The following is a 26996-nucleotide window of genomic DNA, read 5'->3' on the forward strand; positions in this document are numbered from 1 at the left end:
GGTGCGCTCGCCCGGCGCCGCCTGGAGCTGGTCGCTCATCTCGGCCTCCAGGACCTGCTGGACCGCCTCGCGCACCAGCGTGCGCATCAGTTCCTCGTCTGTCCCCAAAAGCGCTCGCAGTGACGTGCGATCCGCAGTAGCCTGGCTCTTGTGAGTGGTCATGGTCTCGCCCTCCTTGAGGGGTTCAGGTGGTCGCTAACCAACCCGAATACCATGGCCGCTCACCTCCTGCCAGCTTCTGCACACAACTCAGCACACTACTCCACAGCGTTCCCCCAGACCCCGTCATCCCGGCCGCAGCGTCCCCCCACACGCCGTCATCACGGCCGCAGCAAAGCGGAGCGCCGGGATCTCCCGTCCCTGCCACCGACGCCGTGCAGGCCCCGGAGATCCCGGATAACCGCTACGCGGTTTCCGGGATGACGAACAGGGAGGTGCGCGGTGGAAACATCCTTGTAGGAGCCTGCTTGCAGGCGAAGCCCCTGCCAGAGTCGGGCACGGGCAGGAGCATTCGCCTGCAAGCAGGCTCCCACAGGGGTCAAGGGGTCACATCAGGACATCCGGATTCCCCACCGCTGCACTCCCCCACACTCCGCCATCCCGGCCGTAGCGAAGCGAAGAGCCGGGATCTCCCACCCCCGCCACCGACGCCGCGCCAGCCCCCGGCAGATCCCGGCAGATCCCGGCAGATCCCGGATAACCGCTGCGCGGTCTCCGGGATGACGACAGAGGGGGTGCGCGGTGGAAACATCCTTGTGGGAGCCTGCTTGCAGGCGAAGCTCCTGCCAGAGCCGGACGCGGGCAGGGGCATTCGCCTGCGAGCAGGCTCCTACAGGGGACGGAACAGGGCATCCAGATTCCCGGCCTCATACCCCCACACACCGTCATCCCGGCCGTGCAGGCGTACGGGCAGGCATGAAAAAAGGGGCTGCCTGTGGCAGCCCCTTCGAACGTCGGACCTCTTCGGGCTTACAGGCGGTCGAGCAAGGCCTCGGCGTCGGCCCGTTGCGGGAAGGCGTCGTGCGCGTCCAGCAGTTGCCGCAGGCGGTCGGCGGCGGCGTCGCGTGCGCCCTGTTCGCTTTCCGCCCAGGCCAGGTGGTACTGGATGCCCGGATCCTCCGGAGCCAGCTCGTGCGCGCGACCCAGGATATCCGCGGCCTCGGCCGGCTCGCCCGCGTGGATCAGCACCACGGCCAGCGTGTCCAGCACCGGGGGCGCCTCCGGAGCGAGTTCGGCGGCCCGGCGCGCGTGTCCGAGCGCCTCTTCGGTCTCGCGTTCACGCAGGGTCCAGGCCAGGTTGTTGAGGGCAATCACGTCGTCCGCATCCTGCTCGACGATGCGGCGGTACGAGGCCACCGCGCCCGGCTCGTCGCCGGCCCCCATCTGCTGCGCCGCATAGATGTGCCGGGTCGCCAGGTCCTGCGGGTGCTCGTCGAGCCAGCCTTCCAGCGTGGCCTGGCCGGCCTCGAACTCGCCGGATTCCCGTTGCGCGCGGGCCAGTTCATGGACCCAGTCCCGGCGCTGGCCACCCGGGTCCGCCAGCGCGGCCCGGTAGTGCCGCACGGCGGCCGCGGGATCATCCCGCTGCAGGGCCGCACGTCCCAGCAGGGCCTGGACCTCGCTGCGATCCTCGAAGCGTTCTTCCAGCCGCTGCAGATGCGGCCGGGCGTCCTCCGTGCGCTCCTGGTTGACCAGCCCTCGAGCCAGCAGCACGCGGGCCCGGTAATGTTCCGGCTGGCGTTCCAGCAGCTCGCGCAGCGTGGCCTCGGTGGCGGCCTCGTCACCGGCCTGCGCATGCGCGCGGGCCAGGGCAAGCCGAAGGTTCACATTGTCCGGCGCCTGCCCGACGGCCGCCTCTAGACTGGCGACCGCGGCATCGGGACGATTAAGCGTCTGCTGGACATCGGCCAGCGCATACAGCAGGTCGGGATTGTCCGGATGATGTTCACTCGCGGCCTCGAGCGTCTCCAGTGCCTGCTCGGGGCGGCCGCCCTGGAGCTGGATCTGGGCCAGCGCGAGATGCGGTGGCAGCATCTCGGGCTGTGACTCGATCGCCACCCGAAACCAGCGGGCGGCGCCCTGCTGGTCCCCGTCCTGGAGACTCAGGTTGGCCAGGCGCTGCGCGGAGCGGGCATGCCCGGGGTGGCGATCCTGAATCGCTTCCAGGACCTCCCGTGCCGCGCCACGGTTGCCGGCCTGCAATTCCAGGCTGGCAAGGTTCATCGCCACGGAGATATCGTCCGGGTCCCGTTCGACCCCTTCGCGGAACGCGGCGCGCGCCTCGTCGGTCCGGCCCAGTCCCATCAGGGCGGCGCCCTGGAGACTCAGCGGGCCGGCGGCCTCCGGCTGCAGCTCCTGCAGGCGCTGGGCGCGTTCCAGCGCCTCGTCATAGCGACCCGCCTGCAACAGGTAGAGCACCATGGTGGTATCGACCTGTTGCGCCGTAACCTCGCCGCCACCGGCGGCACGCATCACGTCCAGGCCTTCCTCGGTCTCGCCACCCCGGAGCAGCGCCACCGCCAGGAGTTCCTGCAGGCCCTGAGAGCCGGGGCTCGCGGCCACGGCATCGCGCAAGGCTTCGATCCCGGCTTCGGAGTCGCCGGCCACCAGCAGCAGGCGCCCGCGCAGCTCCGCCATGTCGGCGGGATCGCCGGTGTAGTCGCGGCTGACCCGGTCCACGAACCGCAGCGCATCCTCCACCCGATCCTGTTCCAGATAGATCGCCGTCAGGGTACGGATGCCCTGCAGCGATCCCGGGCTCTCCTGCACATGCCGGTTCAGGTTGTGCTCGGCCTGCTCCAGATTGCCCAGGCTGCGATGCGCCAGGCCAAGCCCCAGTAATGCGGGGCTGTAGGTGCGATTGCCGGCCACGGCCCGTTCGAAACTCGCGCGCGCGTCGCTGTAGCGTTCCTCCTGCATCAGGAGCATCCCGTCCAGGTAATGCACGCCGGGATGCGACGAGCCACCCTGCATCAGGCCGTCGACGTCCGCCCGCGCCCCTTCATAATCGCCGGCATTCAGGCGCACCATCGCGCGCGCCATGTAGTCACGTCCGGAAGCCGGGCGCACCTCGATGGCCCGGGTGAAGGCCTCTTCCGCGCCCTCGGAATCGCCGGTGATACGGCGGTACTCGCCCAGCAGGCTCCAGGCATGCGCCAGCTCGGGGTCCTGATCGAGCGCCTGTTCGAGGGAGGCCATCGCCCGCTCGGCATCACCCTCGGCCATCGCCAGATGGGCATGCGCCAGGGCCTGCAGCGGCGCCTGTTCGGCCGCATCGACCTGTGCCAGCTCGGCCTCCGCGGCGTCGCGCTCGCCCACGGCGGCAAAGGCGACCGCCCGCAGCGCGTGCAGCCGTGGCCGCTCCTCGGCGGCGAGATCCTCCGGCACCGACTGCGCCCGGATCCGCGCGAAGCGGTCGGTCGCGAACCACGCCTCGGCCAGCGGCAGCGCCACCTGCGCCTCCGGGATACCGAGCGACTGCGCCCGTTCCAGCTGGCGGCGGGCCTCCTCCGGGTTGTCCAGCTGCAGATACACCACGCCGAGACTGCGGCGCGTGGCCGGGGCATCGGTGTTCAGTTGCAGGGCGTTGCGATACTCGATGCGGGCGCCCCGGTAGTCCCCCTGTTCCTGCAGGGCCTGGGCACGGTCGAGGTAGTCCTGTTCGCTGGCCGTCCCGATCTGGTCACAGCCCGCCAGGCCCACGCCGGTGGCCAGGACCACCGCCAGTGCCAGCGGCTTCAGGCGTCCCGGCAGTATCCCATTGTGACGGGGCCGGGCCGGGCCGGATGCTTGTTTCGTGTATCGGGTAGTCACCATGGTGTGCCTCATCTGAGCCCGTACTTGTCGAGCAGGCCGTAGAGCGTTGGACGGGTAATGCCGAGGGTATCGGCCGCCTGGGCGATGTTGCCGTTGCAGCGGCCCATCGCCTTGATCACGGACTGGTATTCGGCCCGGTCGCGGGCCTCGCGCAGACGCTCCGGCGGCGCTTCCTGGTCGTGGTCCTCGAGCCCGAGGTCCTCCGCGGTCACCAGGTTGCCGTCGGCCATGATCACGGCGCGCCGGATCAGGTTTTCCATCTCGCGCACATTGCCGGGCCAGGGGTGGCCCTCGATCGCGCGCAGCGCGTCGGCGGTAAAGCCGCGGCGCGGCTTGCCCTGCTCGCGCGCGAAGCGCTCCAGCAGGGCGTGGGCCAGCAGGGTCGCATCCCCCTGGCGTTCGCGCACCGGCGGGATGTCGATACTGATCTCGCTGATGCGATAGAACAGGTCTTCGCGGAAGTCGCCCGCCCGGATCAGGGCCTGGAGGTCCTGATTGGTGGCGCCGATGATGCGGACATCCACCGGGATCTCGTTGCGCCCGCCGAGGCGCTCGACCGTGCGCTCCTGCAGGAAGCGCAGCAGCTTGGCCTGCAGGCTCTGCGGCAGGTCGCCGATCTCGTCCAGGAACAGCGTGCCCTTGTCGGCATGCTCGATCTTGCCGATGGTCTGGCGCGTCGCGCCGGTGAAGGCACCTTTCTCGTAGCCGAACAGCTCGCTCTCCAGGAGGTTCTCCGGGATCGCGGCGCAGTTGATCGCGACGAAGCGCTCCTTCGCGCGGTTGCTGAGGTCGTGGACGGCGCGCGCCAGGACCTCTTTGCCGGTCCCGCTGTCGCCCAGCAGCAGGACGGTCGCGTCGGAGGGCGCCACGCGCTCCACCATGCGGCAGACCTGCAGCATTTGCGGATCCGAGGTGATGATCCCGGACAGCGAAGAGGTGCTGCCGCGGGCCAGCCGGCGGTTCTCCTCCTCGAGTTCGTACAGCCGGGCGGCACGGTCCACGATCAGGCGCAGGAGCTCGGCATCCACGGGCTTGATGTAGAAATCGTAGGCCCCCAGGGCGACGGCCTTCAGCGCGTTCTCGCGATCGTCATTGCCGGTGACCACGATCACCTTGACCCCGGGGTTGAACGCCAGGATCTCCTCCAGCAGCGCGAGGCCCTCGGTGGCGTTGGCCGGGTCGGGGGGCAGGCCGAGGTCCAGGGTGACCAGCTCGGGCTCGTGCCGGCGCATATGCGCCATCGCGCTCGCGCGATCCTGGGCCTGCAGGATCTCGTAGCCGTCCAGGCACCAGCGCAACTGGCTTTGCAGGCCGGCGTCATCCTCGACAATCAGCAGCTTGAGCATCGACTCCATTACTTTGCACCCGGCCCCGGGAGGACGTGATGGTGAACGGCACGAAGACGCCTCATGTGCCGTACCGTGGCAGACGCAGCGTAAAGGCGGTCCCCTCGCCAACGCGGCTGGATACATCGATCCGCCCACCCATCCGGACCACCAGGTCCCGGGCCTCGTACAGGCCAATGCCCATGCCGGCGTTTCCCTTGGTGGTCTGGAAGGGGCGGAAGAGCCGCCGCCGGACGAAGTCCTCGTCCATGCCCGCCCCGTTGTCCTCGATTTCGATGATGGCCCATTGATCCCGGGTTTTCAGGGTCATGGTTATATCGCCGTTATCCGGCGTGGCCTCCTGTGCATTCCGCACCAGGTGCAGCAGCACATTCCGCAGTGCGTCGCGGTTTCCGAGAACTCCGGCGCTGTCCTCCACCGTGACCCGGGGCACCGGCCGGACCTCGCGGCTATCGTGCGCAACCTCCTCCAGCAGGGCGTCCACCTCGATCGCCTGGCGCGGGCTGTCGGCCCCCGGCTGGGCCTTGCGCAACTGGGCCAGGGTGCGCTCCAGGCGCTCGCGGGCATTGCCCACGGTGCGGAAGGCATCCGCCACGAACTCGGGATTGTCGCGGTGGCGCTCGGCGTTGGCGCTGATCAGGGACAACTGGGCCGAGACGTTCTTGAGGTCGTGGACCAGGAACGCCGCCAGCCGGTGGAAGGTCTCGAACTGGCGCGCCTCCAGCAGCGCCTCGTCGGTCTGTACCAGCGCCACGTACACCGCGAGCTGGCGGCCCGCGGTCTTCAGCAGATCGCGCTCCTCCCAGTCGATGCGATGCCGCGCCCGCGGCTGGGCCAGCACGACAAAGCCCTCCAGGCCATCGCTTTTCAGCAGCGGCACCACGGCCCAGTGGCGCGGGTTGTCCACCAGCCAGGCCGGCAGCTCCAGCCCGTGATAGAACGTCGGATCGCGGCGAAACTCGTCGATGTCGATCACCCAGCCGGAGCGCATCAGGAATGCCACCAGGGGATCGTCCGGTTCCAGCGCCGGGTACTCCGGCTCGCCCAGGTTCAGCACGCCGTCGAGGGCAAAGCGGCCGTCGTCGCGATGGACCCAGAGCAGGCCACCGGGGCTCTCGACCAGCTCGCCGATGGCCTGGATCGCCCGCTGCCGGAACGGGGTCTCGTCATCGGTCTGCGCGAGGGTTCCGGTAAAGCGCAGCCATTCCTGGCGGTAGTCGTAGCGGTAGTTGAAGAAGTGCTTGGCCAGCCATACCCGCAGCTGGGCGCGGACGCTGCCGGAGAAGAGCACCACCGCCAGCAGCAGCACCGCCCCGAACAGGAGGGTCACCTGCAGCAGGGCACCCAGGTCGCCCCCGTGGTGGCGCAGGTAGTAGCCCGCGCCGCCGACCGCCAGCAGGTACAGCCCGGCCCCGATCAGCGACGCGGTGTGAAACAGCAGGTGGCGCGAAACCGTGGGCCCCTCGCGCTGCGGCAGGCGCCGGCTCACCGAAATTGCCAGTAGCGGGACCACCAGCGCATTCACGAACCCGCGGGCCTGCCAGGACGGGCTGTCGATGGTCTGGAACAGCACCAGGTCCGCGAACAGGAACAGGTCGAAGGCGAACAGGCCGCCCAGACCCAGGCACAGGAACTTGATCTCCCAGCGGTTCTGCGGCGGCGTGTTGCGGTAGACCTGTTCCACCAGCACCAGCCCGGCGATCGCCATCAGCAGCGTGGCCAGCCCCGGCCAGATCGCGCCCAGCAGCTGCGGCCACAGCATCGGCACCAGGATGAACAGCAGAAAGGCCGCGACGCCACTGGCCCACCAGCGCAGGGCGCGCGGATCGACCCCCGGGCGGCTTCCGCTGCCCGCGAGCAATGCCAGCAGGAGCGCGAACCAGCCGGCATTGCGGGCCACCTCCATCACGCCGCCGGAGATCGCCGCGCTGGTCCCGTAGTGCCAGGCGAGAAAACCGAGGTAGCCCGCCCAGCCCACCGACAGCAACGCGGCCAGGACCACCCACAGGCCCGAGGGCCGGTTGCGCCAGCGCACCAGGGTCACCACCGCCAGCACCAGGAACGCCAGTGCCGCTGTCAGGTAGCCGATCGCGGCCAGGGGAACACTGGTCATTACGGGATCAGCGCGCGCCGCGGCCGAACAGGACGACCTTGACCGTCTCGATCAGGATCAGGACATCCAGGAACAGGGTGTGATTCTTCACGTAGTACAGGTCGTACTGCAGCTTCTGCCGCGCGTCCTCGACCGAGGCCCCGTAGGGGTAGCGCACCTGCGCCCAGCCGGTAATGCCGGGGCGGATCGAGTGGCGCGCCGGGAAATAGGGGATCTGCTCGGTCAGTTGCTCGACGAACACGGGCCGCTCCGGGCGCGGCCCGACGAACGACATGCTGCCCTGAAACACGTTGATCACCTGCGGCAGCTCGTCGATACGCAGCTTGCGGATGATGCGCCCCACACGGGTCACGCGGTCGTCGTCGCGCACCGCCCAGCGCGCCACGCCATCGACTTCGGCGTCTTCGCGCATGCTGCGGAACTTGCAGACCTCGAATGGCACATTCCCCAGCCCCACGCGCGTCTGCCAGTAGAACACCGGGCCGCGGCTTTCCAGCTTGATGGCCAGGGCGGTGACCAGCATCACCGGCAGGGTGGCCAGCAGCAGCGTCGAACTGGCCAGCACGTCGAAGGTCCGCTTGATGGCGTTGCGGGACCAGTGCTGGCGGAACCCCTCGCCGAAGATCAGCCAGCTGGCGTTCAGCGAGTCCAGTTGCACCCGCTGCTGTTCGCGCTCGAAGAAACTGGACACATCGGTGACAGCCACCCCGTTCAGCTTGCACTCGAGCAGCTGCCGGACGGGCAGGTTGCCCCGTCGGTCGCGGATGGCGACCACGATCTCGTGGGCCCGAAACTCGCGCGCCATCTCCAGCAGGCTCGCATCGCAGCCCAGCTGTAACTGGCGCGCCGGATCCTGCGGGCAGTCCTTCTCGCCCTCGGTGGCGATGTAGCCCAGCACCCGGAACGGCAGGTCGTCCGGGGCCTTGTCCGGGTGGACCGTCTCGATCGCGCGGGCCCGGCTGCCGGTACCCAGCACCAGGATGCGGCGCTTGAAGGCGTCGGCGTCGGAGAAATTGCACCAGAGGGTGCGCTCGGCAACCAGCCCGGTCAGCAACAGCAGCACCCCGCCGCCGACCGCCGTTGGCGAAAACAGTGCCGCCGGCACCAGGGCCCCATACAGGAGCAGCAGCCCGCCCACGAACAGCAGCGCCGGCACCAGGCGCAACAGGGAGCGCAGCGTGCTGCGGGTGGCCAGATAGTCCGACTCGTACAGGCCCGCCAGGGTGAGCACCAGCAGGACGACCAGCGTCGCCGCCACCAGCTCCGGGTCCAGCAGGCTGAGGGCCTCCGGCTGGAAGGGCGGCAGGCTCAGCACCAGATACAGGCACAGATACGCCACCAGCAGTTCCGCGGTCGCGAGCATCAGCACGCGGCGGCGTATGTAGTGGCCGAAGATGCGCACGACTAGCCCTCTCGCCGAGGCGCTTGCGCAGCGGGGTTGTGCGTCCTTGTCAGGGGGTCCATGTCTACCGTCCCCGATCCCGCAGCGTGGCGGCGACGGTTCCCCGGCGGCGCCTCAGCGCCGCGCGCCCGGAACCCGCCCGTCGCGCCCCGGGCTCGTCAGAAGCGTCGTTCCGGAATGATCAGCGTGTCGCCGGGCAGCATGTCCACGTTGGCCGAGATGTCGCCGCCGTTCACCAGGTCGTCCAGGCGCACCCGGTACTGCTTGCGCTCGCCGTCCTCGTTGCGCACGATCACCGCGCGATTGCCGGCCGCGAAGTCGGTGATACCGCCCACCGCGATCATCACGTCCATCACGCTCATCTCCTCGCGGTACTGCAGCGCCTGCGGCTCCGCAGCCTGCCCGATCACCCGGATCTGGCGGCTGTAGGGCCCGGCGAAGCCGGTCACCATCACCGTGACGATCGGATCGCGCAGGAACCGGGAGAGCTCCTCCTCCATCGCCCGCGCCAGTTCGGTGGGCGTCTGGCCGCTGGCCTGGACATCCTCGACCAGCGGGGTGGTGATCTGCCCGTCCGGGCGTACGGATACGCCGGTGGAGAGATCCGGATTGCCACGCACAGACACCTGCAGGGAGTCCCCGGGACCGATGATGTACTGCTCGATCACCGTGCGCTCGATGGAGGTCGGGGCATCCGGAAAATCGGTCGTGGCGCAGCCACCCAGGATCAGGGCCGGCAGCAGGAAGGCGAACCCGAACTTCGGCCCGACCTTTGAAGCATGGATCAGGGACATCGCGACTCCCCCTTGGACATTTCTGGCGGTTGTTTGGAGGCTTCACCCGACCGGGAACCGGGCCCGCACCGCACCCCGAAGGCCGCGATACCTGGCTACGCTTACCGGGAATACCGGATTCCACAAGCAACTTGATGTTAGGCCCCGGTTGTGAACAGAGTCCACGTAAGGCCTTCATTCCCGGCGGCTCCTGACTAACGTTCGCGTTACGGCGCCGCCGGGCCGTCCTGCTACCGCCAACAAGGATGCCCCGTGGATTTTCTGTCGCTGCGTTTTCTGGCCGACTGGCTGCTGCTCCCGCCCAGCGGGCCACTGCTGCTGGCCCTGGCGGGCCTGCTGCTGATGCGCACCCTCGCGGGCAAGGCGCTGCTGATCACCGGGCTCCTGCTGACCTACGCCTTCAGCCTCCCGCCCGTCAGCCACGCCCTGATGGCCCCGTTGCAGGCGCCGTGGTCACCCCCCGACGCGGCGGCGCTGGAACGCGCCGAGGCGATCGTCGTGCTGGGCGCCGGCTACCGCAGCGGTGCCGTCGAGTTCTCCGGCGAGACGGTGAACGACCTGGCCCTGGTGCGCCTGCGCTATGCCGCGGCCCTGCACCGGCGCACCGGCCTGCCGGTGGTCGCCACCGGCGGCGGCCCGGACGATCGGGAACCGGAGGCCCGCTGGATGGCCGAGGTGCTGGAGGAGTTCGGGGTATCGCCGGTGTGGCAGGAACCTCAGGCGCGCGACACGCAGGGCAATGCCCGCCACTCGGCCGCGCTGCTGCAGGAACACGGCCTGCAACGCGTGCTGCTGGTCACCCATGCCCACCACCTGCCGCGCGCCACGGCCGCGTTCGAACGCGCCGGGCTGGAGCCCATCCCGGCGCCAACCGGGGCGTTCGTCGCGCATGACACGCGGCTGTCGTTAGGCGCCTTCAAACCCCAGGCTAACGCCATGCGCACGAGCTGGCTCGCCATGCACGAGTACCTCGGTATTCTGTGGTATCGCTGGCAATACGGCCGTCACCCGGCACCACCCGACCCCTGACGCGCCCCGCCAGCCCCAACCCACAGCGACCGGGGGCGATGGATGAAACTGCTGGTAACGGGCGGGGCCGGCTATATCGGCAGCCATGTCCTGCAGCACCTGCGCAGGGCGGGGCACACGGTCACCGTGTACGACAACCTCAGCACCGGCCACGCCTGGGCTGTGGGGGATGCCGAGCTGGTGGTCGGCGACCTGGCCGATACCGAAGGCCTGCGCGACACCCTCGCGCGCGGCTTCGACGGCGTGCTCCACTTCGCCGCGCATATCGTCGTGCCCGAGTCGGTCGCCGATCCGCTCAAGTACTACGGCAACAACACCCGCAACACCCTCAACCTGCTACAGGCCTGTGCCGACACCGGCGTGCGCCATTTCGTGTTTTCCTCCACCGCCGCGGTCTACGGCATCCCCGACACCGTCTCGGTTGCGGAAGACGCACCGCTGCAGCCGATCAACCCCTACGGCGCCTCCAAGATGATGTCCGAGCGCATGCTGATGGACCTGGGCGCCGCCTCGGACCTGCGCTACGTCAGCCTGCGCTACTTCAACGTGGCCGGCGCCGCCCCCGACGGCCACCTGGGGCAGGCCACGCCCGACGCCACCCACCTGATCAAGGTCGCCTGCCAGGCCGCCACCGGCCAGCGCGACGGCATCACCGTATTCGGCACCGACTACGACACCCGCGACGGCACCTGCGAACGCGACTACATCCACGTGGAAGACCTGGCCGCCGCCCACCTCCGCGCCCTGGAACACCTCGACGGCGGCGGCGACTCTCAGGTGCTCAACTGCGGCTACGGCCACGCCTACAGCGTGCTCGAGGTGATCGACGCCGTGAAACGCGCCAGCGGCGTGGACTTCCCCGTCACCCTGGGCCCGCGCCGCGAAGGCGACCCGCCCGCCCTGATGGCCGACGCCCGCCGCATCCGCCAGACCCTCGCCTGGGAACCGCAATACGCCGACCTCGACCAGATCGTCCGCCACGCCCTCGCCTGGGAACAGAAGACCGCGCTGCAGACCGCCTGACCCGCGTTTCCCCAGCCGCGTTACAAGACCGTGCGGCGTGCGAGGTGCAGGAGCCGGGTGGGCAGTTCGTACTCCAGCTCCCAGACAATGCTCATCGGTTTGCTGCCTTCGTGGCGCTGGTAACGCACCGGGCCGCAGAAGGTGAATGGCTCACTGAGACCCGTCGCATCACGCTTGGCCCGCCGAATGAACAGCATGGGGGTGTAGCCACGCGCCTCGTGGTGGATGTAACGCTGCCCGGTCTCCGAGGTGGGTGAGGTGCCGGACTGTGACTGCCAGTGGAACCGCCGCTCGTTGAGGGCGTAGTCCTCGTACATGGTGGTGGGGGAGAACTCCTGCTCGGATTTCTCCAGGGTGACGAACAACGCATCGACCCGCCGCTCCGGTACGTGCCGCACACCCTCCTGCTGGGTGATCGGCTTCTCCAGGCTGCCAAGTCCCAGCGCCAGAAGGATCTGCTCGCGGGTGTAGGACGCGTGCAGTTCCAGCGGCCCCGTCTGCTCTGGGAAGGTGATGCCGCTGGCGGGGACGATACACTCGTGTCGCCAGGCGGCGACTTCCTGGATGTCCCGGTACAGGGGGCGCTGTTCGCGGACGAAGGCATCCACGGCGGATAGGTCCCCGTCCCCCGGCCGCGTCTTGCCCCATAGCGTGCTGTGGACGAGGGCCAGCCGGAGCCGATCCTGTTCGGCAAGCTGCTCCACGTTCGCGGCCGGCCGCGCCAGATGGGTCTGCAGGGTTTCCAACAACTGGTGATCGTCACACCGCGCCAAGCGCTGCAGCCCGCGTTTGAGGCCACTGGCATAGGGCGCTAGCGCTTCGGTCGATTCGCCTCCGCATTCCGCGCGCAGCCGGGAGGGCAGGTCCTTGCGCAGCAGGTCTTCCGCATCATCCATATGCAGGCAGTCGAGCATCTTGGGCAGGCTGGCGGAGTCGATGTCCTCCCGGAAACAGTCCTTCAGCTCGCGCACGATCTGCGGTCGCTGGCGGTTGATCTGCGCACGGATGTTGTCGAGAACGTGCTGGGTGGCCAAGCGGTCGAGGTGGATCAGGCAGCCGCTGGGTAACCAGGGGAAGCCTTCCTGAATCTGGTGATCCACCCGCTTCTCCGGCCGCGCGCTCAGGGCCCGGAACCGCGCGGCATAACGAAAACGCCGGTGCTGCGGTGCGACGAAATCGAGCACGGTCAGGTGCGGCTTACCTTCGTGCAAGCGCAGGCCGCGGCCCATCTGCTGTAGGTAGACCGTCAGGCTCTCGGTCGGGCGCAGCAGCAAAACGGTGTCCACCTCCGGCAGGTCGACGCCTTCGTTGTAGAGGTCCACCGTAAAGATGAAGCGGATGCGCCCCTCGCGCAGGTCGCGCTGTACCGACTGCCGCTCGTGATCCGAGCTCTCGCCAGTCAGCACCGCGCTGGGCACCTGCTTGGCCGAGAAATGCTCGGCCATGAATCGGGCATGGTCGCAGCTGATGCAGAAACCCAAGCCCCTGACCGAGCTGAGATCCGTGGCGTGTTCATGGGCCTGCTGCAGGACCCAATCGGCTCGCGCCCGGTTGCCGGTGAACACCCCTTCCAGTTCTTCGGCGTCATAGCCCCCGCGCTTCCAGCTCACCCGGCTCAGATCCACGGACTCATGGTCGGCCACACCGAAGTAATGGAACGGGACCAGCAGGCGCCGCTCAATCGCATCCGGCAAGCGGATCTCATGGGTGTAGCGTTGGCCGAAGTGCTTGCGGATATCGTCGGCATCCGTGCGCTCTGGCGTCGCGGTCAGGCCCAGCAGGCACTTGGGCCGCACATGCTCGAGGATGCGCTGGTAGCTGCCGGCAGTACTGTGGTGCGCCTCATCCAGCACCACGTAATCGAAATGCGCCGAGTCTAGGCGATCGAGGTCCCGTGAATTCCAACTCGCCACCGTGCAGAACAGATGGCGGTCCTGACTCGGACGCGCCCCGCCCACCAGCACATCGCCAAACTCGCGGTCCTGCAACACTTGCCGAAAGCTCGCCATCGCCTGGCGCAGGATCTCCTCGCGGTGGGCGATGAACAGCAGCGACGGGCGCCCCTTGTCCGCCTGCTCGCGCGCAAAGCGCCGATAGTCGAAGGCGGCGATCATGGTCTTGCCGGTCCCGGTGGCCGCGATCACTAGATGGCGGTCGATCCCCGAACGGCGTTCGCGCTGGATGTCCTCCAGGATCTCCTGCTGAAAGGCATACGGCCGCAGGTCGAAGAACGCGGTGGCGTCTTTCGGCGCCCCAGGCCCCGAGCTGGATTCCGACTCCAGTGCCTGTTGCAGGCGGGGAAGTTCATCCTTGGTGAGCGGTTCGAACTCCGCCGGGTCTGCCCAATGCGCCTCGAACGAGGTCTGGATCTGGCGCCACATGTGCGGCAGCTCGTATTCACTGACCTTGGCCGTCCACTCCAGGCCCTCATCCATCGCCACCCGCGAGACATTCGCCGAGCCGATGTAGGCACTGCCAAACCCCGTGTTCCGATGGAACAGGTAGGCCTTCGCGTGCAGGCGCGTGCGGTGCGTGTCGTAGGAGACCCGAATCTCGGTGTTCGGCAGGCCCAGCAGAAACTCGATCGCCTTGAGATCCGTAGCCCCGAGGTACGAGGTCGTCGTGATCCGTAGCCTGGGAGAGCCATCCGCCGTCGGGGTCTCGGTAAAGCGCTTCAGCGTCTCGCGCAAGGCGCGAATCCCACTCCACTTGATGAAGGACACCAGCCAGTCGGCCCGCTCCGCACTGGCCAGCTCCTTCTCGATCTGCGTGACCAGGCTGGGCGTACGATCCGAACCGGTGAGCAGGCTGGACAGGGCCAGCGGAACATCCGGCCGTGGCGTCTCCTGCTGCCCAACCTGATCAGCCGACGGGGAACGCACCTCCAGCAACTGCCGGAACGGCGGCTGCGGAAGGTCCTCCTCGATCCCGGATAGCGGATGCCCCGCTGCCCCCAGCGCATCTGCCAGCCCCTGCACGGCCCGCGTCCAGTCCTCGTGTCCCTTTTCCCGCAGCTCACCCGCGCGCTCCGCGAGCCGCTGGGCCAGCTCGGCGACCAGGCTCAACGCCAGATCGTCGCCCTCCAAGCCCGGGCTCCAACGGGCGTGCTCCTCCAGCCCCAAGGCCTTCAGCGCTTGCCGTACCCGCGGCGTATCCAGCCGTTCATGCAGACCGACCCATTGGCCACTGGACAGGGATTTGGCAGCGCTATCTCGGCTCATTCGGAACGTGCGGCAATAAAGGCTTCGAGCAATGGGATGTCCGCAGGCGCAAGCTCGAGCCTTTGAGCCTCCAATGGCGACACCCAGCACCACCGATCGTGCACGGTCAGCACTGGGCTCTCGTCTTCCGTCCAGGCTCGCAGCGCCACCAACTCAAGGCGCCCATTACCCGGAATCGGCGTGCGCCCGATCTCTTCCCCCACCCGGAGCCCCATCGCCAGCTCTTCACGGAACTCGCGGCACAACGCCGCCTCCAGGCTCTCGCCCGGCTCCGCCTTGCCACCGGGGAATTCCCAATACCCGCCCAGAGCCTGATCGGCCCCACGGCGCGCCAGAAAGATCCGCCCCTGTGCGTCCTCCAGAATGCCGCAGACCACCACCGCCTGATTCGCTTCTATGAGCGTTTCCAACACGGCTCTCCATTTCGCCTGGTCGGATCGTACCAGGGAACGCCGCCACGGCTCCCGCCGGAAGCTCGTTTCTCGGGCCACGCGTGGTACCTACTTCCGTCACGCGACACTGCGATAACGGTGATATATCGATTCTGTATAGCAAGGCGCTCTGTCCCGCCCGCGCCGCCGCTCTCCACATCTCGACCCGAATCAGTCCAGCCGGCAAGCCTTCAACGTCGGCCCCTCCGTCTCCCCTATGTTGGGCCAGCGATCCGATCTAAGCCTTTGCAAAATCGACGAAAAGTGCTCGTCCCGCAGGGTTCGGCGCCCTGCTGCTCGACGCGACGCACACTACCATGATAAAAGTATGGTTTACCTGTGGTGGTGTGCCACCGAGAGGAGAACGCCGGGATGATATGCAGAATCTGTATATCACCGATATGACAGATTCTGTCTAATCTACTGTTGGGCGCGTCAGACGAGGGTGCATCAGTGGGGAGTGTTGAGATGCCTGCTACCATGGATTGCGGCGTGATAATCAGAGATAAGAAAGAACTTATTGCACTGCTACGGGAGAACAAGAAGTCCCACTACACATACATCCTCCGATTTCCAGACGGAACTCCGTTCTATGTTGGCATAGGTCAAGGTGCGCGGATGTTCGCTCACGTGGAAGAAGCGCAAGATCCGAGCCGAGAAAGCCTGAAAGCCGAGACGATTCGATCCATTTGGAGGGGAGGTGGCGAGGTGCTGCACACAGTGGATCGGCTGTACGACCGGGAGCCATGGGACCGGGAGGCCGAGTTGATCCTTTCGTTAGGGCAGCAGAAGCATGGTACCGGGCCGTTGACCAATGCTCAGGACTACGCACCCTCCCATAGCGTCGATGGAGTCGAGGTGCGTAAGTACCGCGATGTGCAGGGAGACGACGCCAACCGGATTCCAGATAATTTCAAGCTTGTGGATGTAAGTTTGATGGCAGGCCCGCGCGAACCTCGCACGCGCACGTCCGTCTTCGGAAAAATCTACACGGTACTGGAAGAGAACCCTGGAGTGACGGGCCGAGAGCTTGTACATCTCCTTCAGCGGGTCGATTTCTCCGCTAACAAAAGTGCCTACACCCAATCTGGCGCCGTATGTGCTGCGTGGGTGTGCGGGTACATCGAGGGAGGATTCTTTCGAAGTGACCGGCAGCACATACAGCGCTGGATAGGCGGCGATGACTAGAGACAACGTCGATAAGCTCAGGGCCGCGGTGCTAGCTGAACCAGAGCTACTGGATAAGCCGGGCAAGGTCCTTTATAGCACTGGCAGTACACTGCGTCCCCACGACATCTACTTCCTGGGTACGAAACCGGGCGGCACACTCCCTAGTACTATTCGTCAGTCGCTGGAAGATTTGGACAACGGCCGCAACGAGTACCTCGACTACTCGTGGGAGGGGCGTCCGCCGGGGCAACAGAAACTGCAAAAGCAGGTGCGGCGTTTCCTCGAAGGGCTTGGGTTCGACGTGCGGTCCGTGCCAGCAAGCAATATCGTCCTTACGCGAGAGCGTTCTATAGGTACGCATCCTGACCTAGATGGTGATGCAGCTCGGTGCTGGCCGATCCACAAGACCATTATCAGCCTCGTGCGCCCGCGGGCGATTGTTGCGTTCGGAAGTGGAGAGCGGCAGTCTCCGTTCGCGTACCTGCGGGATTTCCTAAAGCCTGAGAACGTTGAGACCATCGATGCCCAGCAGGGGACGTTCTCGTGTCATCGCTTTCAAGCAGAACTTGATGGCCGCCCACTCAGCGTCGTGGCAGTACCTCACCTAACCCGGTATTCCCCTTATACGAAGCCGGAGATCATGAGATGGGTCAGTGATTGGATTGAGCGAGCTGATTAGTGGCGACACTCGTCGGCGAATCGAGGTGGCCCAAGAGCCCAACAAGGCGCTGCAGCCGACGGCTTCGCCGCGGCTGAGCTTGGGCGTTGTGCATAAAAAGGAAAGATATATGGGTGTACTAGGAAATCAGCCAGAAAGAAGCAATTACCGAATCACTTCAGAAGAGCTTGGGCATTTTCTAGAAGATGCAGCGGCGCTTGCAAAAAAGCACAAGGTCACTGTTGAAGCAGTTATCAGCGCAAAGCATGCTCTTGAGCTAGAGCGACAAAACAATATTGCCGTTCAAGGTGGTGATTACACAGATGAGCAGGCGGGCGGCATCGGTGACATTCTTTCGAGAATTGCCTCCGCGTTAGAAGAACGAGCATAACCAGTCGCTCCAGCCGACGTCAGGCCGCGTAGCGGCCTTCCTCGCGAGCCACCGGGGTCAGACCTTGCCTTTTGCCCCGCGATAGGCGTGCCTGAAGTATTCCAGCATGCTGTTGATGAGCGGCCGCACAGCCCCTTCCCCAACGCCACCGGGGTAACCTTTGACCGCTGCAAGGACGGGGTCTAGCGTCCAGGGTAAGGGGCAGGGAACGGCCCGGCGGAATCCGTTGCAACCTCGCGGAATCGCGAAGGAGGCACACCATGCGCAGCGTAGACAACATGCCGGTGCTCGACTGGCAGGATGGCAAGAACGCCATGCGGGCGAAGTTCCAGGTGATGCACGAGGAGCCGGTGGTGCTGAAGATGCCGGCCGACATGGACTGGTCGGTGAACGAGGGCGAGTTCGGCTGCACGCTGGACGAGAACGGCGTGCCACACGACTGCGAAGGCGGCAGTCTTCTGCATCGGCTTGCGGAGCTCAATGACATGCCCGCGCTGGAAGATATCGCGAAGGCCTGTGCCTACTCCAGCTCGCGCGTGGATATCGACGCTTCGGGCTCCCGCATCATCGTGCACGACTGATCGGGCCTGGGCCTCCGGGCCTGCCGGCGGCGACCCTGCAATGTGGAGCGGTGGGCGATGTCGGTGATCCACCACGAGATGGAGATCGACGCTGCTCCGGAGGCGGTGTTCGATCTGATGGCCCGGGTGGAGGCGTTCGCCGCCTACAGCGAGGCTATCGAGTCCATCACCTGCGTCGGGCCCGAGCGCTACCGCTGGTGTGTGCGGGTGGCCGGGGTTCCGCTAACCTTCGACGTGGAAGTGCTGGTCGCCGTCCCGCCGCGCCTGCTCGGCTGGCGCGCGCTGGCCGGGTTGTCCTGCGAGGGCTGCTACCGGCTGACGCCGAGCGCGCGCGGTACGCATCTGGAACTGGCCGTGCGCTGCGGCGACGAGAATCCCCTGACCGATGGCCTGCTCGGCCTGGCGGCCCACCCGCTGCTGGATGCGCTGGGGGCGGAGGTGGTGCGCAACGCATGGCCGCGCCTCCACGGGGCGTGATCCCTACGCCTGCGCGTGGAACTCGCGGTATTCATCGAGGAAGGCGAGGCGGGTAGTTTCGGTGACGCGATCGATGAACAGGGTACCGTCGAGGTGGCCCGAGGCAGCAGGCTCGCGCCCCGCGCGGTGAACACGGGGTCCACCAGCGTCAGGCGAGTGGCTGTCAGGTAACCGGTATTTCACTCGGCGACGCGATAGCACAACCTGCACAGTTGGTTGTACATGTGGGCCGGCCGGCCTATACTTGTACAAGTCAAGGTACAGGAGGCGCCATGAAGATTGTTTCATTCACCGAGGCTCGCAACGGTCTCAAGGCCGTACTGGATGGGGTGGTCAACGATGCCGACACCACGGTGATTACGCGCCGTGATTCGGAGGATGCAGTGGTCATGTCACTTGATCACTACAACAGCCTGATGGAAACGGTGCATCTTTTGCGTTCCCCTGCCAATGCAGAGCACCTCAACAGGTCCATTACGCAATACAAGGCAGGAAAGGCGACCGAGCGTGCGTTGGTAGGTGGGGATGAGTAGTCGGTTGCTTTGCTGGACCGACGAAGCATGGACTGACTACCTCTACTGGCAACGTCAGGACAAGAAGACCCTGAAGCGGATCAACAAGTTGATAGAAGACGTGAGGCGGTCTCCATTTGAAGGCATTGGCAAGCCGGAAGCCCTCAAGGAGAACCTGGCGGGTTTCTGGTCGCGTCGGATTGATGACACCAATCGACTTGTGTATGCGGTGGAGGATTCGTCTATCACGATCATCTCCTGCCGATATCACTATTAAGTGCGAGGTCGACTACCGACGCATCCTGTATCGGCGATCGACGGTACCGTCCTAGTAGCCGGAGGAAGTCGGGCCCATTCGGATGGCCAGCAGGGGCGGGCTTACGTGGGCTTTGACGAGGGTGCCGCGTGGAACTCGCGGTATTCGTCGAGGAAGGCGAGGCGGGTGGTGTCGGTGACGCGATCGATGAACAGGGTACCGTCGAGGTGGTCGAGCTCGTGCTGGAACACGGTGGCAAGGAAGCCTTCCGGTTCCAGGTGGCGGGGCGTGCCGTCGGGCTCGTGGTAGTCCACGGCGATGTGGCGCGGCCGGGCGACTTCGCCGCGCAGGCCCGGTACCGAGAGGCAGCCTTCCCAGTAGCACTGAGGGGTTGCGTCCAGCACGGTGACCACCGGATTCACGAGGACCAGGCGGCCGGTCGGCACGGCACCGGGGTAGCGGGTATTGCCCGGCTGGATCTCGATCACGGCTACGCGTAGCGGCACGCCGATCTGGGCGGCAGCCAGGCCGAGGCCTTCGCTGGCGTGCATGGTATCGACGAGGTCGTCCACCAGGGCGTGCAGCCCAGGGCTGTCAAAGTCCGAGTCGGGTACCGGGTCGCAGACGCGACGCAGGTCGGGATGCCCCATGCGCAGAATACGGCGAATGCTCATGGAAACGATGGTGCCACGGCGCCGCATCTTCCGCTGCTGCGGGAGATGCGCGATGGAATCGCGTGTTAGCTGGCAGGCGTCCAGCCATGCCCGGCATGCCAGGTTTCCCGAAACACCGCACGTTGTTTGACCGCGCGCAGCGGACGCGACAGGAACGCTCGCAGATCCGTTACTACATCGGAAAGCGGGAGGTGTGCCAGGGTGTTTTTCTTCAGAAATGCGTGCCACTGGATCTGCTTCGATCGGTCCTGTGCGAAGTCGTCGCTAAGGCCGAACGGGGTACCTTCCGGCAGCGGTGTCATGCGGCGTTCGAATGTCGCGTGAATGGCCTGGTACAGAATTTCGCCTTCGAAATCGGCATAACGCGACAAGACCCAGAGATCGAAGTAATCCTTCATACGACTGTTGGCGATGCCGAGCGACACCAGTGCCTCCAGCTTTTCGGCGACAACGGTCGCGCGGGGATAGGCGCGAAGCCGGGGGGCAGGCATGGCCGGCAATATCACCGGGAACTCGACGGCGTCGGGGCCTGGTGTCACGGCATCGCCAAAACCCACGTCGATCTGCGTGTGGCAGCGCGCACCGTCCAGCAGCCCTATCAACGTGATCCGCACACCGGAGTAGCTGGCCTCCTTGCGAATCGCCTCCGCCCGTACCGAGTCGGCCTGAAAATGGATTCCATCGTCCTGCTCCACCGAACAGACATCCCGAAACACAGCCTCAAGATGTGGCAGCTCGGCTGACCCAAAGCCCAGGAGGTCGGCATCACGCGTCGGTCGGTGCGGGATGTCGAACCACAGATCGAACAGCAAGGCGCCCTTGAGAAGGAACTGGTCTGCATGGGAGGAGGTGCTCAGGCGATACAGGAACCGTTCAAGGGCATAGCGGGTTAGGGAAACCCTGATCCATGTACACGCTCGCGTTGGTGTCCCAGGTTTTCCGAGACAAGGCGCGGTGCGCAGCCGGTAGTGGCTCTACCCGCAAGCGGCGTAATGCAGGATCGGGGAACCTGGGGTGCCAACCCCGAGGGGCTCGGCCGCTTTTGCGCGGGAACGGCGTTGCGGCTCCCTTGTGCAGAATGACTGCACGGCAGTCGCCGCGCCTTGTTCGCACGCAAAAGCGACTCGAGCGCGAGCGTGTACATGGACCAGGGTTTCCCTGGTACGAGGTTGTAGTCCTGCTTGTGGTTTCGGGCGTTTTCGAGCAGTCGGGCACGCACCGAGGCAGCGGGGTTTTTGGGACTCACGTCAGGCTCTCCAGATAAGGGCGCATGACATTGCCGACCCGGCACAGCCTGGCAAACTGCCAGAGTTCGTCCATGCGCACCCGCTTCTCACTCCAGGCCTCGCGCAGGGCCTCCAGAGCGACATCCAGGCCAATCTTGTTGCGGTACTTGAAACAGTCCGCGACCGTCCTGGCAATACCGGTAACGCGTACCGGAACCCCTTCGATCAAGTGTTCCTCGACGCCTTCGGCAAGAAGAGGATCGGAAAAGCGGACAATACGCAGGGCCGGGTAGTCGATCCGGGGAGCGCGGGCCTTGTTGGGGATGGCAAGCCAGACCTCGAATGGCGACTGGGTGGTGAGATTATGGAAACGCAATGCCGAGAGCAGGCACACCACCGCTCGCGGATGCTTGCGCGCGGTCTCGGCCAGCGCGGTGTGTTCCGAGACAGGACGGTCCGGCAGCGCATAGAGGCCGCGCGCAACCCGCGCGAGCATGCCCTGACGGACGAGACGCGTCAGCGCAACTCTTGGCAGGCCCAGTGGTTCCAGGTCGCGCGACCGGATCAGTCCGCGTTTGCGCGCGAGATCGAGGATGGCTTCTGCGCTATTGCCCATGCCGGCATGCTGTTCCGTTATGCCGGTAGAAGTCAATCACTACCGACAAAAAGAAACACCCTGATTGTCCACGACCGCGAGCGACGGATACGGTGCGGCGTCGCAGATACGACGCAGATCACGGTATCCACGGGCAGGATACGGCGGACGCTCATGGGAAGGATGGTGCCACGAAGCCGAGGCTGACGTTGGTACGGGGATACCTGCCGGAGAGGAACGCTGAAACAGGACGTTGCCCAGATGGGGTTATCGGCTGTGCGATGAGGAAGACACCCATCTTTCTGGCTGCCGCCTAGCCGTACTCGGCGCCCGCGTCAGGAGTCCGACCTTGATATACCATATTCAGTATGCATACTCTATTTGGTATGTGGGAGATCTTTGAACACAAGAGGGTAGAAAAGAGCCTGGCGGCCGCCCCTCCAGAAGTTCAGAAGCGGTACGAGAAGTGGAAGGACATCGTCACCATCTCCGGTCCGCAGGGGTTGCGGCATATTCGGGGCTTCAACGACGAAGCCTTGTCCGGCAAGTGGAAAGGCTTCCGATCGTCTCGACTGAATATCCAGTACCGCGTCATTTACCGGGTGGAGAAAGACAAGGTGCTCGTTGAAGTCGAGAAGGTAACTCCCACGATTACGGGAGGGCGTGACATGAGTGATTATCGCAACGCAAACAAGAGGGTCGAGGTTTCGGTTGGCGAATCGGTCCGGATCCTGCGTGAGCTTCAGGAAATGAGCCAGAACGATCTGGCGAATGCCTCCGGGATCCCCCAGTCGACCATTTCGGCCATCGAGAATGACCGTGTACGTCTCGGTGTTGATCGCGCCAAGGTCCTGGCAAGGGCATTGCGCTGCCACCCCGCCGTACTCGTATTCCCGGGCTGGGATGTCGAGCATGAATCGGCCGCATAGCCATCAAGCCATTCGGGAACACGCAAAGTCAGCAGGGCACCAGGTCGCAGACGCGACGCAGCTCGGGCGGCCCATACGCAGACACGGCCAACGCTTATTGATGGGGAGGATGGTGCTACGGGAAAGATAATGGTGGCCGGGGACGGAATCGAACCGCCGACACGGGGATTTTCAATCCCCTGCTCTACCAACTGAGCTACCCGGCCATACTGCGGGGGGATTCGTCCTGCGGACGAAGGGCGGTATTAAAGCGGCCCGGCGCCGCCACGTCAAGCATGCCGGGCCGGTCGCCGCGGAAAAGCCCGGATATCAGGAGGCGTTCGGGTCGACGAAGCCTTCCGGCTTCTCGGAGCCTTCGCCGAACAGGAACTTTTCCATTTCCTCTTCCAGGAACTTGCGCGCCTTGGGATCGACCGGGGTCAGGCGGTATTCGTTGATCAGCATGGTCTGGTGGCTTAGCCAGGCCTGCCAGGCCTCCTTGGACACGTTCAGGTAGATCTTCTTGCCCATCTCGCCGGGATAGGGCGGGAAGTCCAGGCCTTCGGCCTCTTGCCCGAGTTTTACGCAGTTAACGGTTCGTGCCATTGCCGGGATCCTTATCGTCGTGCAGATAACGCTGGATGGGGGCCGGGATGCCGACCGCCCGTGATGTGCCGGGTTTATACCAAATCACCCTGTCGCCTTCCATGATCCCACACGCGCCAGCCGGGAGGTCGAAGAGGCGGATGCGCAGATCCAGGCGGTAGTGGCTGAAGCTGTGCTGCAGACCGTGATCGGTGGCGGCCGGCGCGGCGCCGGGCCACTGGGCCAGCACCCAGTCCTCCAGGGCCTCGGGGGTTTCGGCCTCGGGCAGGCTGTAGAGCCCGCCCCAGATGCCGTCCTGCCCGCGCTGCACCAGGGCGATGCCCTCTGGCGCGCGCAGGCAGGCGGCCCAGCGGGTGCGGGTGGGCAGGTCGCGGCGTGGCCGGGGCGAGGGCAGCGTAGCGGTCAGGCCCTGCTGCGCGGCACCACAGTCCTGATGGACGGGGCAGGCGTCGCAGTCGGGCCGGCTGCGGGTACAGAGCAGGGCGCCCAGGTCCATGATGGCCTGGGTGTAGTCGGCACAGCGCGTAGTCGGGGTGCGCGCCTCGGCCTCGGCCCACAGCTCGCGCTGGACGGCCGGGCTGCCGGGCCAGCCGTGGATCGCCGCGTGGCGCGCGAGCACGCGCTTGGCATTGCCGTCCAGGATGGCCTCGGGGGCATCATGCGCCTGGGCGATGATCGCGGCGGCGGTCGAGCGGCCGATCCCGGGCAATGCCTCCAGACCCTCGCGGCGAGCGGGGAAGACACCCCCGTGCTCCTCGACCACCACCTGCGCGGCCCGGTGCAGGTTGCGCGCGCGGGCGTAGTAGCCAAGCCCCGACCACTGGTGCAGCACGGCATCCTGCGGCGCCGCCGCGAGGCTCTGCACGTCGGGGAAGCGCTCCATGAAACGGAGGAAGTAGGGGACGACGGTCTCCACCCGGGTCTGCTGCAGCATGATCTCGGAGACCCACACCCGATACGGCGTGCGCGGGTGCTGCCACGGCAGATCCTGGCGGCCGTGGCAGTCGAACCAGGCCAGCAGTCGCTCGGCGAAGGCGTTCATGGATGGGCCGGGCATGGCGGCGCCCGCCCGGGAGGCGGGCACCGGCGGTGATCAGCGGCTGCGGAAGCGGTCCAGGAGCCGGTCGGACTCCCGTTCGATGCGCTCGCGGGCGCGCTCTTCTTCCTCGTCCAGGCGTTCGCGGACGCGTTCCTCTTCCTCGCGCACCCGCTCGCGGGCCTCATCCTCGTAGCGACCACGCAGGGCGTCCTCCAGGTCGAGACGGAAGCTCGGGTCGGTGAAGGTCCCGCTGATGCGGATGGGCAGGGTCACGCCGCGCAGGTCATCCAGTTCACGCCCGCCCTGGCCTTCCAGCGTGCCCACCACTGTCGTGTTCACGCGGTAGTCGAGGCTGTCGTCGTTCAGGTCGGCCTGGCCTTCGCCGCGCACCCGCAGCAGGGGCGAGCTGGCGGCGAGGTCGTCATTGCGGACCACGCCGTCGCGGATGGTGAAGCTGCCGGCGAGTTCGCTGAAGTCGGTCTGGTTGGGCTCGTCCTCTTCCAGCTGTTCGCCGCGCAGGCGCGCCTCGGCGCGGCGGATGATCTGGGCCACGTTGATACCGCGCACCGCACCGTCCTCGAAGCGCATGTTGCCGGAGCCGTTCAGGGCCCCTTTCAGCTCGCTCAGCAGCTCGCCACGGGTGCGGATGTCCAGCTCCAGGTTGCCGGTACCCATCAACCGCGCGTCGTCGCCCTGAAAGTCCTCCAGCAGGGCGCCAATATCCAGGCCCTGCAGGTCGGCGGCCAGTTCGTAGCGCGGGGCGTCGTGACGGGCGTCCAGGCGCAGGCGGCTGGTCAGCTCGCCGTCGTAGGCGGCGGCGTTCAGCGGCTCGATGTTCCAGTCGCCCGCCTCGCCCCGGATCTGCAGTTCGATGTTGCGCAGGACCATGCCCATCACGTCCAGGCGGTCCAGCGCAGCGCGGCCGTCCACGTCGACGCTGCGCAGCGCCTCCAGCGGCAGCTCGATGGCGAGGTCCTCGTCGGCATCGCGTTCGCCGTTGCCGTTGTCGGTACGCGCCTCTTCCACCTCCGGCGGCAGGTAGCGGTCGAGGTTCAGGCGTTCGCCGGAGACATCGAAGGTGATCTTCGGGCGCTCACCGCGGCCATCCCAGCCGGCGGATCCGCTCAGCATGGTGTCGTCCACGGTCACCAGGAACGGGGACATCTCCAGGGCCTGGAAGCTGCCGCTGGCCGAGAAATCGAACGCGACGCGCGCCAGCGCGTCGGGGTCGTTGGTCTGCGGCGCCTCCAGGCCCAGGTCGGTCAGCACGTCCTTCAGGTTGACGGTGTTGGTACGCATCTCGGTGCGCACCTGCGGCACTTCGCCATCCAGATCGGACAGCTCGGCGAACCCGGTCAGACGCAGATCGGAAACCCCCAGCGTCAGGCGTTCGAAGCGCAGGGTCATGGCGTCGGCCATCTCCAGCCCCACGTCGCTCTCCAGCGTCATGCCGACGGCGCGCGGCAGGCCACCGCCATCCAGGCCCAGGGTCGCGTTCAGACGGCGCACGGAATAGCGCTCATTGAGCAGGTCGACGTTCATCAACCCGCCCAGATCAAGGGCTAGCTCCACCGGTTCGGCCAGGTCGCCGCCCTCGGCACGCACGACCGCCTCCAGATCAAGGCGCGTCTCGATACCCGGGCGGAAGCGCCCGACCTGCAGCTCGAACGGCTCCAGGGTCGCCTGCATGCCGGACTCGCGGTCATCCCAGTGCACGCGGGCGTTGGTCAGGGAGATCCCGGCCACGTCGATGCGCTGCAGGGCCAGACGGGTCTCGGTCTCGGTGCGCTCGTCGTCATCCGCGCCCACGGCCTCGTCGCGGGCGGCGCCGGCGTGATCCAGCAGGTCGTCCCAGTTGTTGCGGCCCTGTTCGTCGCGCGCCAGGTTCAGGCGCACGCCGTCGGCCTCCACGCGCTGGACCTCCAGCTCGCGGCGCAGCAGCGGCATCACCGCGACCGCGACATCCACCACGTCGACCTCGGCGAACGGCTCGTCGCCGAAGCCCTCGGCGTTGCCGAAGCGCACCTCTTCCAGGCGCAGCCCGAGGCTGGGGAACAGGGTCAGACCGATCGGCCCGGACAGGGTCAGTTCACGGCCGGTGGCCTCCTGCACCTCGGCCTCGATGCGCTCCTTGTAGTCATTGGCATCGAAGGTGACCAGCAGGTATGCGGCCACGATGATGGCCAGCAGGATCAGGATGGCAATCAGGCCCAGCAGGCGCTTGATCCATTTCATTCGGAATCTCCTTTCGGTTCGGCCCGCCAGGTGCCACTGCGGCCCCCGCGTTTCTCCAGCAGGCGAACACCATCAATTTGCATGCCGCGATCCACGGCCTTGCACATGTCATAGACCGTCAGCAGCGCGGTGGACACGGCGGTCAGCGCCTCCATCTCCACGCCGGTCTGCGCGTGCACCTCGCAGGTGGCCTGTACGCGCACGGCGGTATCTTCCGTCTCCAGCTCCAGGGCCACCCGGGTCAGGCCGATCGGGTGGCACAGCGGGATCAGGTCGCCGGTCTTCTTGGCCCCCATGATGCCAGCCACCCGGGCAATGCCGAGGACGTCCCCTTTCGCATGGCGGCCTTCGCGGATGCGCTGCAGGGTATCCGGCTGCATGTGGATGCGCCCCTCGGCGATCGCCACGCGGTGGGTGACGGACTTTTCGCCGACATCGACCATGTGCGCATGACCTTCGGCATCGAAGTGAGTGAATTCGTTCATGATGGCTA

The 26996-nt window shown here is 66.2% G+C and carries 24 protein-coding genes, 1 tRNA gene and 2 pseudogenes; 11 read left to right on the forward strand and 16 right to left on the reverse strand.

Annotated elements, in window-relative coordinates; genetic code table 11:
* Positions 1–969: 969 nt before the first annotated feature.
* The 5 genes from prsT to F614_RS0111150 form a co-directional block, all read right to left on the reverse strand.
* Positions 970–3816 carry an XrtA/PEP-CTERM system TPR-repeat protein PrsT gene (prsT, locus tag F614_RS0111130; protein WP_231378050.1) on the reverse strand — a complete coding sequence of 949 codons (2847 nt, stop codon included), beginning with the start codon at positions 3814–3816 and terminating at the stop codon, positions 970–972.
* A gap of 8 nt (positions 3817–3824) precedes the next feature.
* Positions 3825–5162: a PEP-CTERM-box response regulator transcription factor gene (gene prsR / locus F614_RS0111135; protein ID WP_018876712.1), complete on the reverse strand. Its 1338-nt coding sequence runs from the start codon at positions 5160–5162 to the stop codon at positions 3825–3827.
* Between the two features lie 61 nt (positions 5163–5223).
* Entirely contained in the window at positions 5224–7275 is a 2052-nt protein-coding gene (gene prsK, locus F614_RS0111140) for an XrtA/PEP-CTERM system histidine kinase PrsK (RefSeq protein WP_019558911.1), read from the reverse strand.
* A gap of 7 nt (positions 7276–7282) precedes the next feature.
* Positions 7283–8677, reverse strand: coding sequence for a TIGR03013 family XrtA/PEP-CTERM system glycosyltransferase (locus F614_RS0111145; protein ID WP_018881929.1), 1395 nt, complete (start codon positions 8675–8677; stop codon positions 7283–7285).
* Between the two features lie 158 nt (positions 8678–8835).
* Positions 8836–9471, reverse strand: coding sequence for an XrtA/PEP-CTERM system exopolysaccharide export protein (locus tag F614_RS0111150; RefSeq protein ID WP_018866590.1), 636 nt, complete (start codon positions 9469–9471; stop codon positions 8836–8838).
* Between the two features lie 252 nt (positions 9472–9723).
* On the opposite strand from F614_RS0111150, the gene F614_RS0111155 reads away from it, so the two are divergent.
* Together F614_RS0111155 and galE are read left to right on the forward strand one after the other, a co-directional pair.
* Positions 9724–10500 (forward strand): YdcF family protein, encoded by a 777-nt coding sequence (locus F614_RS0111155; RefSeq protein ID WP_018880991.1) that lies wholly within the window; start codon positions 9724–9726, stop codon positions 10498–10500.
* A 42-nt stretch (positions 10501–10542) separates the two neighbouring features.
* Positions 10543–11523, forward strand: a complete 981-nt coding sequence (gene galE, locus F614_RS0111160) for a UDP-glucose 4-epimerase GalE (protein ID WP_018866588.1) — start codon at positions 10543–10545, stop codon at positions 11521–11523.
* Between the two features lie 20 nt (positions 11524–11543).
* Here galE and F614_RS0111165 read toward each other — a convergent pair whose 3' ends face one another.
* Both F614_RS0111165 and F614_RS0111170 read right to left on the reverse strand, forming a co-directional pair.
* The gene (locus F614_RS0111165) at positions 11544–14744 is read right to left on the reverse strand and encodes a DUF3427 domain-containing protein (protein WP_026329854.1); all 3201 of its coding nucleotides are present in this window, start codon (positions 14742–14744) and stop codon (positions 11544–11546) included.
* Positions 14741–15154: a (deoxy)nucleoside triphosphate pyrophosphohydrolase gene (locus F614_RS0111170; RefSeq protein ID WP_018866586.1), complete on the reverse strand. Its 414-nt coding sequence runs from the start codon at positions 15152–15154 to the stop codon at positions 14741–14743. Before F614_RS0111170 ends, F614_RS0111165 begins: the two co-directional genes overlap by 4 nt.
* A gap of 489 nt (positions 15155–15643) precedes the next feature.
* Between F614_RS0111170 and F614_RS14920 the strand changes: the two genes are divergently transcribed.
* The 5 genes from F614_RS14920 to F614_RS0111190 all read left to right on the forward strand — a co-directional run bounded on the left by F614_RS14920 (position 15644) and on the right by F614_RS0111190 (position 18452).
* Positions 15644–16363 carry a GIY-YIG nuclease family protein gene (locus F614_RS14920; protein ID WP_196799345.1) on the forward strand — a complete coding sequence of 240 codons (720 nt, stop codon included), beginning with the start codon at positions 15644–15646 and terminating at the stop codon, positions 16361–16363.
* Positions 16356–17024, forward strand: coding sequence for a hypothetical protein (locus F614_RS0111180; RefSeq protein ID WP_018866584.1), 669 nt, complete (start codon positions 16356–16358; stop codon positions 17022–17024). Before F614_RS14920 ends, F614_RS0111180 begins: the two co-directional genes overlap by 8 nt.
* Positions 17008–17394, forward strand: coding sequence for a hypothetical protein (locus tag F614_RS14865; protein WP_155985244.1), 387 nt, complete (start codon positions 17008–17010; stop codon positions 17392–17394). Before F614_RS0111180 ends, F614_RS14865 begins: the two co-directional genes overlap by 17 nt.
* Before the next feature lie 260 nt (positions 17395–17654).
* Positions 17655–17975, forward strand: coding sequence for a hypothetical protein (locus tag F614_RS0111185; RefSeq protein ID WP_018866583.1), 321 nt, complete (start codon positions 17655–17657; stop codon positions 17973–17975).
* A 57-nt stretch (positions 17976–18032) separates the two neighbouring features.
* Positions 18033–18452 (forward strand): SRPBCC family protein, encoded by a 420-nt coding sequence (locus F614_RS0111190; protein WP_018866582.1) that lies wholly within the window; start codon positions 18033–18035, stop codon positions 18450–18452.
* A 3-nt stretch (positions 18453–18455) separates the two neighbouring features.
* Here the strand turns inward: F614_RS0111190 and F614_RS14590 are convergent.
* Positions 18456–18548, reverse strand: a pseudogene (locus F614_RS14590) (peptide deformylase); the annotation flags it as partial.
* 176 nt (positions 18549–18724) lie between these two features.
* Here F614_RS14590 and F614_RS0111200 point away from each other — a divergent pair.
* Positions 18725–18985 carry a type II toxin-antitoxin system Phd/YefM family antitoxin gene (locus F614_RS0111200; protein WP_018866580.1) on the forward strand — a complete coding sequence of 87 codons (261 nt, stop codon included), beginning with the start codon at positions 18725–18727 and terminating at the stop codon, positions 18983–18985.
* Positions 18978–19241 (forward strand): Txe/YoeB family addiction module toxin, encoded by a 264-nt coding sequence (locus tag F614_RS0111205; RefSeq protein WP_018866579.1) that lies wholly within the window; start codon positions 18978–18980, stop codon positions 19239–19241. Before F614_RS0111200 ends, F614_RS0111205 begins: the two co-directional genes overlap by 8 nt.
* A 101-nt stretch (positions 19242–19342) precedes the next feature.
* On the opposite strand, the gene def is transcribed toward F614_RS0111205, so the two are convergent.
* The 3 genes from def to F614_RS0111220 form a co-directional block, all read right to left on the reverse strand.
* A complete protein-coding gene (gene def, locus F614_RS0111210; protein WP_026279224.1) occupies positions 19343–19894 on the reverse strand; it encodes a peptide deformylase in 552 nt (183 codons plus the stop codon).
* A 65-nt stretch (positions 19895–19959) separates the two neighbouring features.
* The gene (locus F614_RS0111215) at positions 19960–20856 is read right to left on the reverse strand and encodes a nucleotidyl transferase AbiEii/AbiGii toxin family protein (protein WP_196799347.1); all 897 of its coding nucleotides are present in this window, start codon (positions 20854–20856) and stop codon (positions 19960–19962) included.
* Positions 20857–21136: 280 nt separating this feature from the next.
* Positions 21137–21736, reverse strand: coding sequence for a type IV toxin-antitoxin system AbiEi family antitoxin domain-containing protein (locus tag F614_RS0111220; RefSeq protein WP_018866576.1), 600 nt, complete (start codon positions 21734–21736; stop codon positions 21137–21139).
* Positions 21737–22101: 365 nt separating this feature from the next.
* On the opposite strand from F614_RS0111220, the pseudogene F614_RS15005 reads away from it, so the two are divergent.
* Positions 22102–22382: pseudogene (locus tag F614_RS15005) on the forward strand (type II toxin-antitoxin system YafQ family toxin).
* 1 nt (position 22383) lies between these two features.
* Positions 22384–22644 (forward strand): helix-turn-helix domain-containing protein, encoded by a 261-nt coding sequence (locus F614_RS15010; RefSeq protein WP_026280491.1) that lies wholly within the window; start codon positions 22384–22386, stop codon positions 22642–22644.
* 130 nt (positions 22645–22774) lie between these two features.
* Here F614_RS15010 and F614_RS0111235 read toward each other — a convergent pair.
* From F614_RS0111235 to moaC, 5 genes are all read right to left on the reverse strand, one after another.
* Positions 22775–22850, reverse strand: a tRNA-Phe gene (locus F614_RS0111235).
* A gap of 103 nt (positions 22851–22953) precedes the next feature.
* On the reverse strand, positions 22954–23229 hold the full coding sequence (locus F614_RS0111240; protein WP_018866575.1) for an oxidative damage protection protein: 276 nt from the start codon (positions 23227–23229) through the stop codon (positions 22954–22956).
* On the reverse strand, positions 23213–24271 hold the full coding sequence (gene mutY / locus F614_RS0111245) for an A/G-specific adenine glycosylase (RefSeq protein WP_019558915.1): 1059 nt from the start codon (positions 24269–24271) through the stop codon (positions 23213–23215). The genes F614_RS0111240 and mutY overlap by 17 nt, the downstream gene beginning before the upstream one ends.
* A gap of 51 nt (positions 24272–24322) precedes the next feature.
* On the reverse strand, positions 24323–26503 hold the full coding sequence (locus F614_RS0111250; protein WP_019558916.1) for an AsmA family protein: 2181 nt from the start codon (positions 26501–26503) through the stop codon (positions 24323–24325).
* Positions 26500–26988, reverse strand: coding sequence for a cyclic pyranopterin monophosphate synthase MoaC (gene moaC, locus F614_RS0111255; protein ID WP_017940559.1), 489 nt, complete (start codon positions 26986–26988; stop codon positions 26500–26502). The genes F614_RS0111250 and moaC overlap by 4 nt, the downstream gene beginning before the upstream one ends.
* Positions 26989–26996: the final 8 nt, after the last annotated feature.

Origin of the sequence: Thioalkalivibrio sp. ALE12, assembly GCF_000381105.1 — a bacterium.
Classification (GTDB): Bacteria; Pseudomonadota; Gammaproteobacteria; order Ectothiorhodospirales; family Ectothiorhodospiraceae; genus Thioalkalivibrio.

What these genes read in the sequence shown, in the direction of transcription:
- prsT (WP_231378050.1), bottom strand. Translation starts at nt 3,816, where the DNA reads ATGGTGACTACCCGATACACGAAACAAGCATCCGGCCCGGCCCGGCCC.
- prsR (WP_018876712.1), bottom strand. Translation starts at nt 5,162, where the DNA reads ATGCTCAAGCTGCTGATTGTCGAGGATGACGCCGGCCTGCAAAGCCAG.
- prsK (WP_019558911.1), bottom strand. Translation starts at nt 7,275, where the DNA reads ATGACCAGTGTTCCCCTGGCCGCGATCGGCTACCTGACAGCGGCACTG.
- F614_RS0111150 (WP_018866590.1), bottom strand. Translation starts at nt 9,471, where the DNA reads ATGTCCCTGATCCATGCTTCAAAGGTCGGGCCGAAGTTCGGGTTCGCC.
- galE (WP_018866588.1), top strand. Translation starts at nt 10,543, where the DNA reads ATGAAACTGCTGGTAACGGGCGGGGCCGGCTATATCGGCAGCCATGTC.
- F614_RS0111165 (WP_026329854.1), bottom strand. Translation starts at nt 14,744, where the DNA reads ATGAGCCGAGATAGCGCTGCCAAATCCCTGTCCAGTGGCCAATGGGTC.
- F614_RS14920 (WP_196799345.1), top strand. Translation starts at nt 15,644, where the DNA reads ATGCCTGCTACCATGGATTGCGGCGTGATAATCAGAGATAAGAAAGAA.
- F614_RS0111180 (WP_018866584.1), top strand. Translation starts at nt 16,356, where the DNA reads ATGACTAGAGACAACGTCGATAAGCTCAGGGCCGCGGTGCTAGCTGAA.
- F614_RS0111185 (WP_018866583.1), top strand. Translation starts at nt 17,655, where the DNA reads ATGCGCAGCGTAGACAACATGCCGGTGCTCGACTGGCAGGATGGCAAG.
- F614_RS0111190 (WP_018866582.1), top strand. Translation starts at nt 18,033, where the DNA reads ATGTCGGTGATCCACCACGAGATGGAGATCGACGCTGCTCCGGAGGCG.
- F614_RS0111200 (WP_018866580.1), top strand. Translation starts at nt 18,725, where the DNA reads ATGAAGATTGTTTCATTCACCGAGGCTCGCAACGGTCTCAAGGCCGTA.
- F614_RS0111205 (WP_018866579.1), top strand. Translation starts at nt 18,978, where the DNA reads ATGAGTAGTCGGTTGCTTTGCTGGACCGACGAAGCATGGACTGACTAC.
- def (WP_026279224.1), bottom strand. Translation starts at nt 19,894, where the DNA reads ATGAGCATTCGCCGTATTCTGCGCATGGGGCATCCCGACCTGCGTCGC.
- F614_RS0111220 (WP_018866576.1), bottom strand. Translation starts at nt 21,736, where the DNA reads ATGGGCAATAGCGCAGAAGCCATCCTCGATCTCGCGCGCAAACGCGGA.
- F614_RS15010 (WP_026280491.1), top strand. Translation starts at nt 22,384, where the DNA reads ATGAGTGATTATCGCAACGCAAACAAGAGGGTCGAGGTTTCGGTTGGC.
- F614_RS0111240 (WP_018866575.1), bottom strand. Translation starts at nt 23,229, where the DNA reads ATGGCACGAACCGTTAACTGCGTAAAACTCGGGCAAGAGGCCGAAGGC.
- mutY (WP_019558915.1), bottom strand. Translation starts at nt 24,271, where the DNA reads ATGAACGCCTTCGCCGAGCGACTGCTGGCCTGGTTCGACTGCCACGGC.
- F614_RS0111250 (WP_019558916.1), bottom strand. Translation starts at nt 26,503, where the DNA reads ATGAAATGGATCAAGCGCCTGCTGGGCCTGATTGCCATCCTGATCCTG.
- moaC (WP_017940559.1), bottom strand. Translation starts at nt 26,988, where the DNA reads ATGAACGAATTCACTCACTTCGATGCCGAAGGTCATGCGCACATGGTC.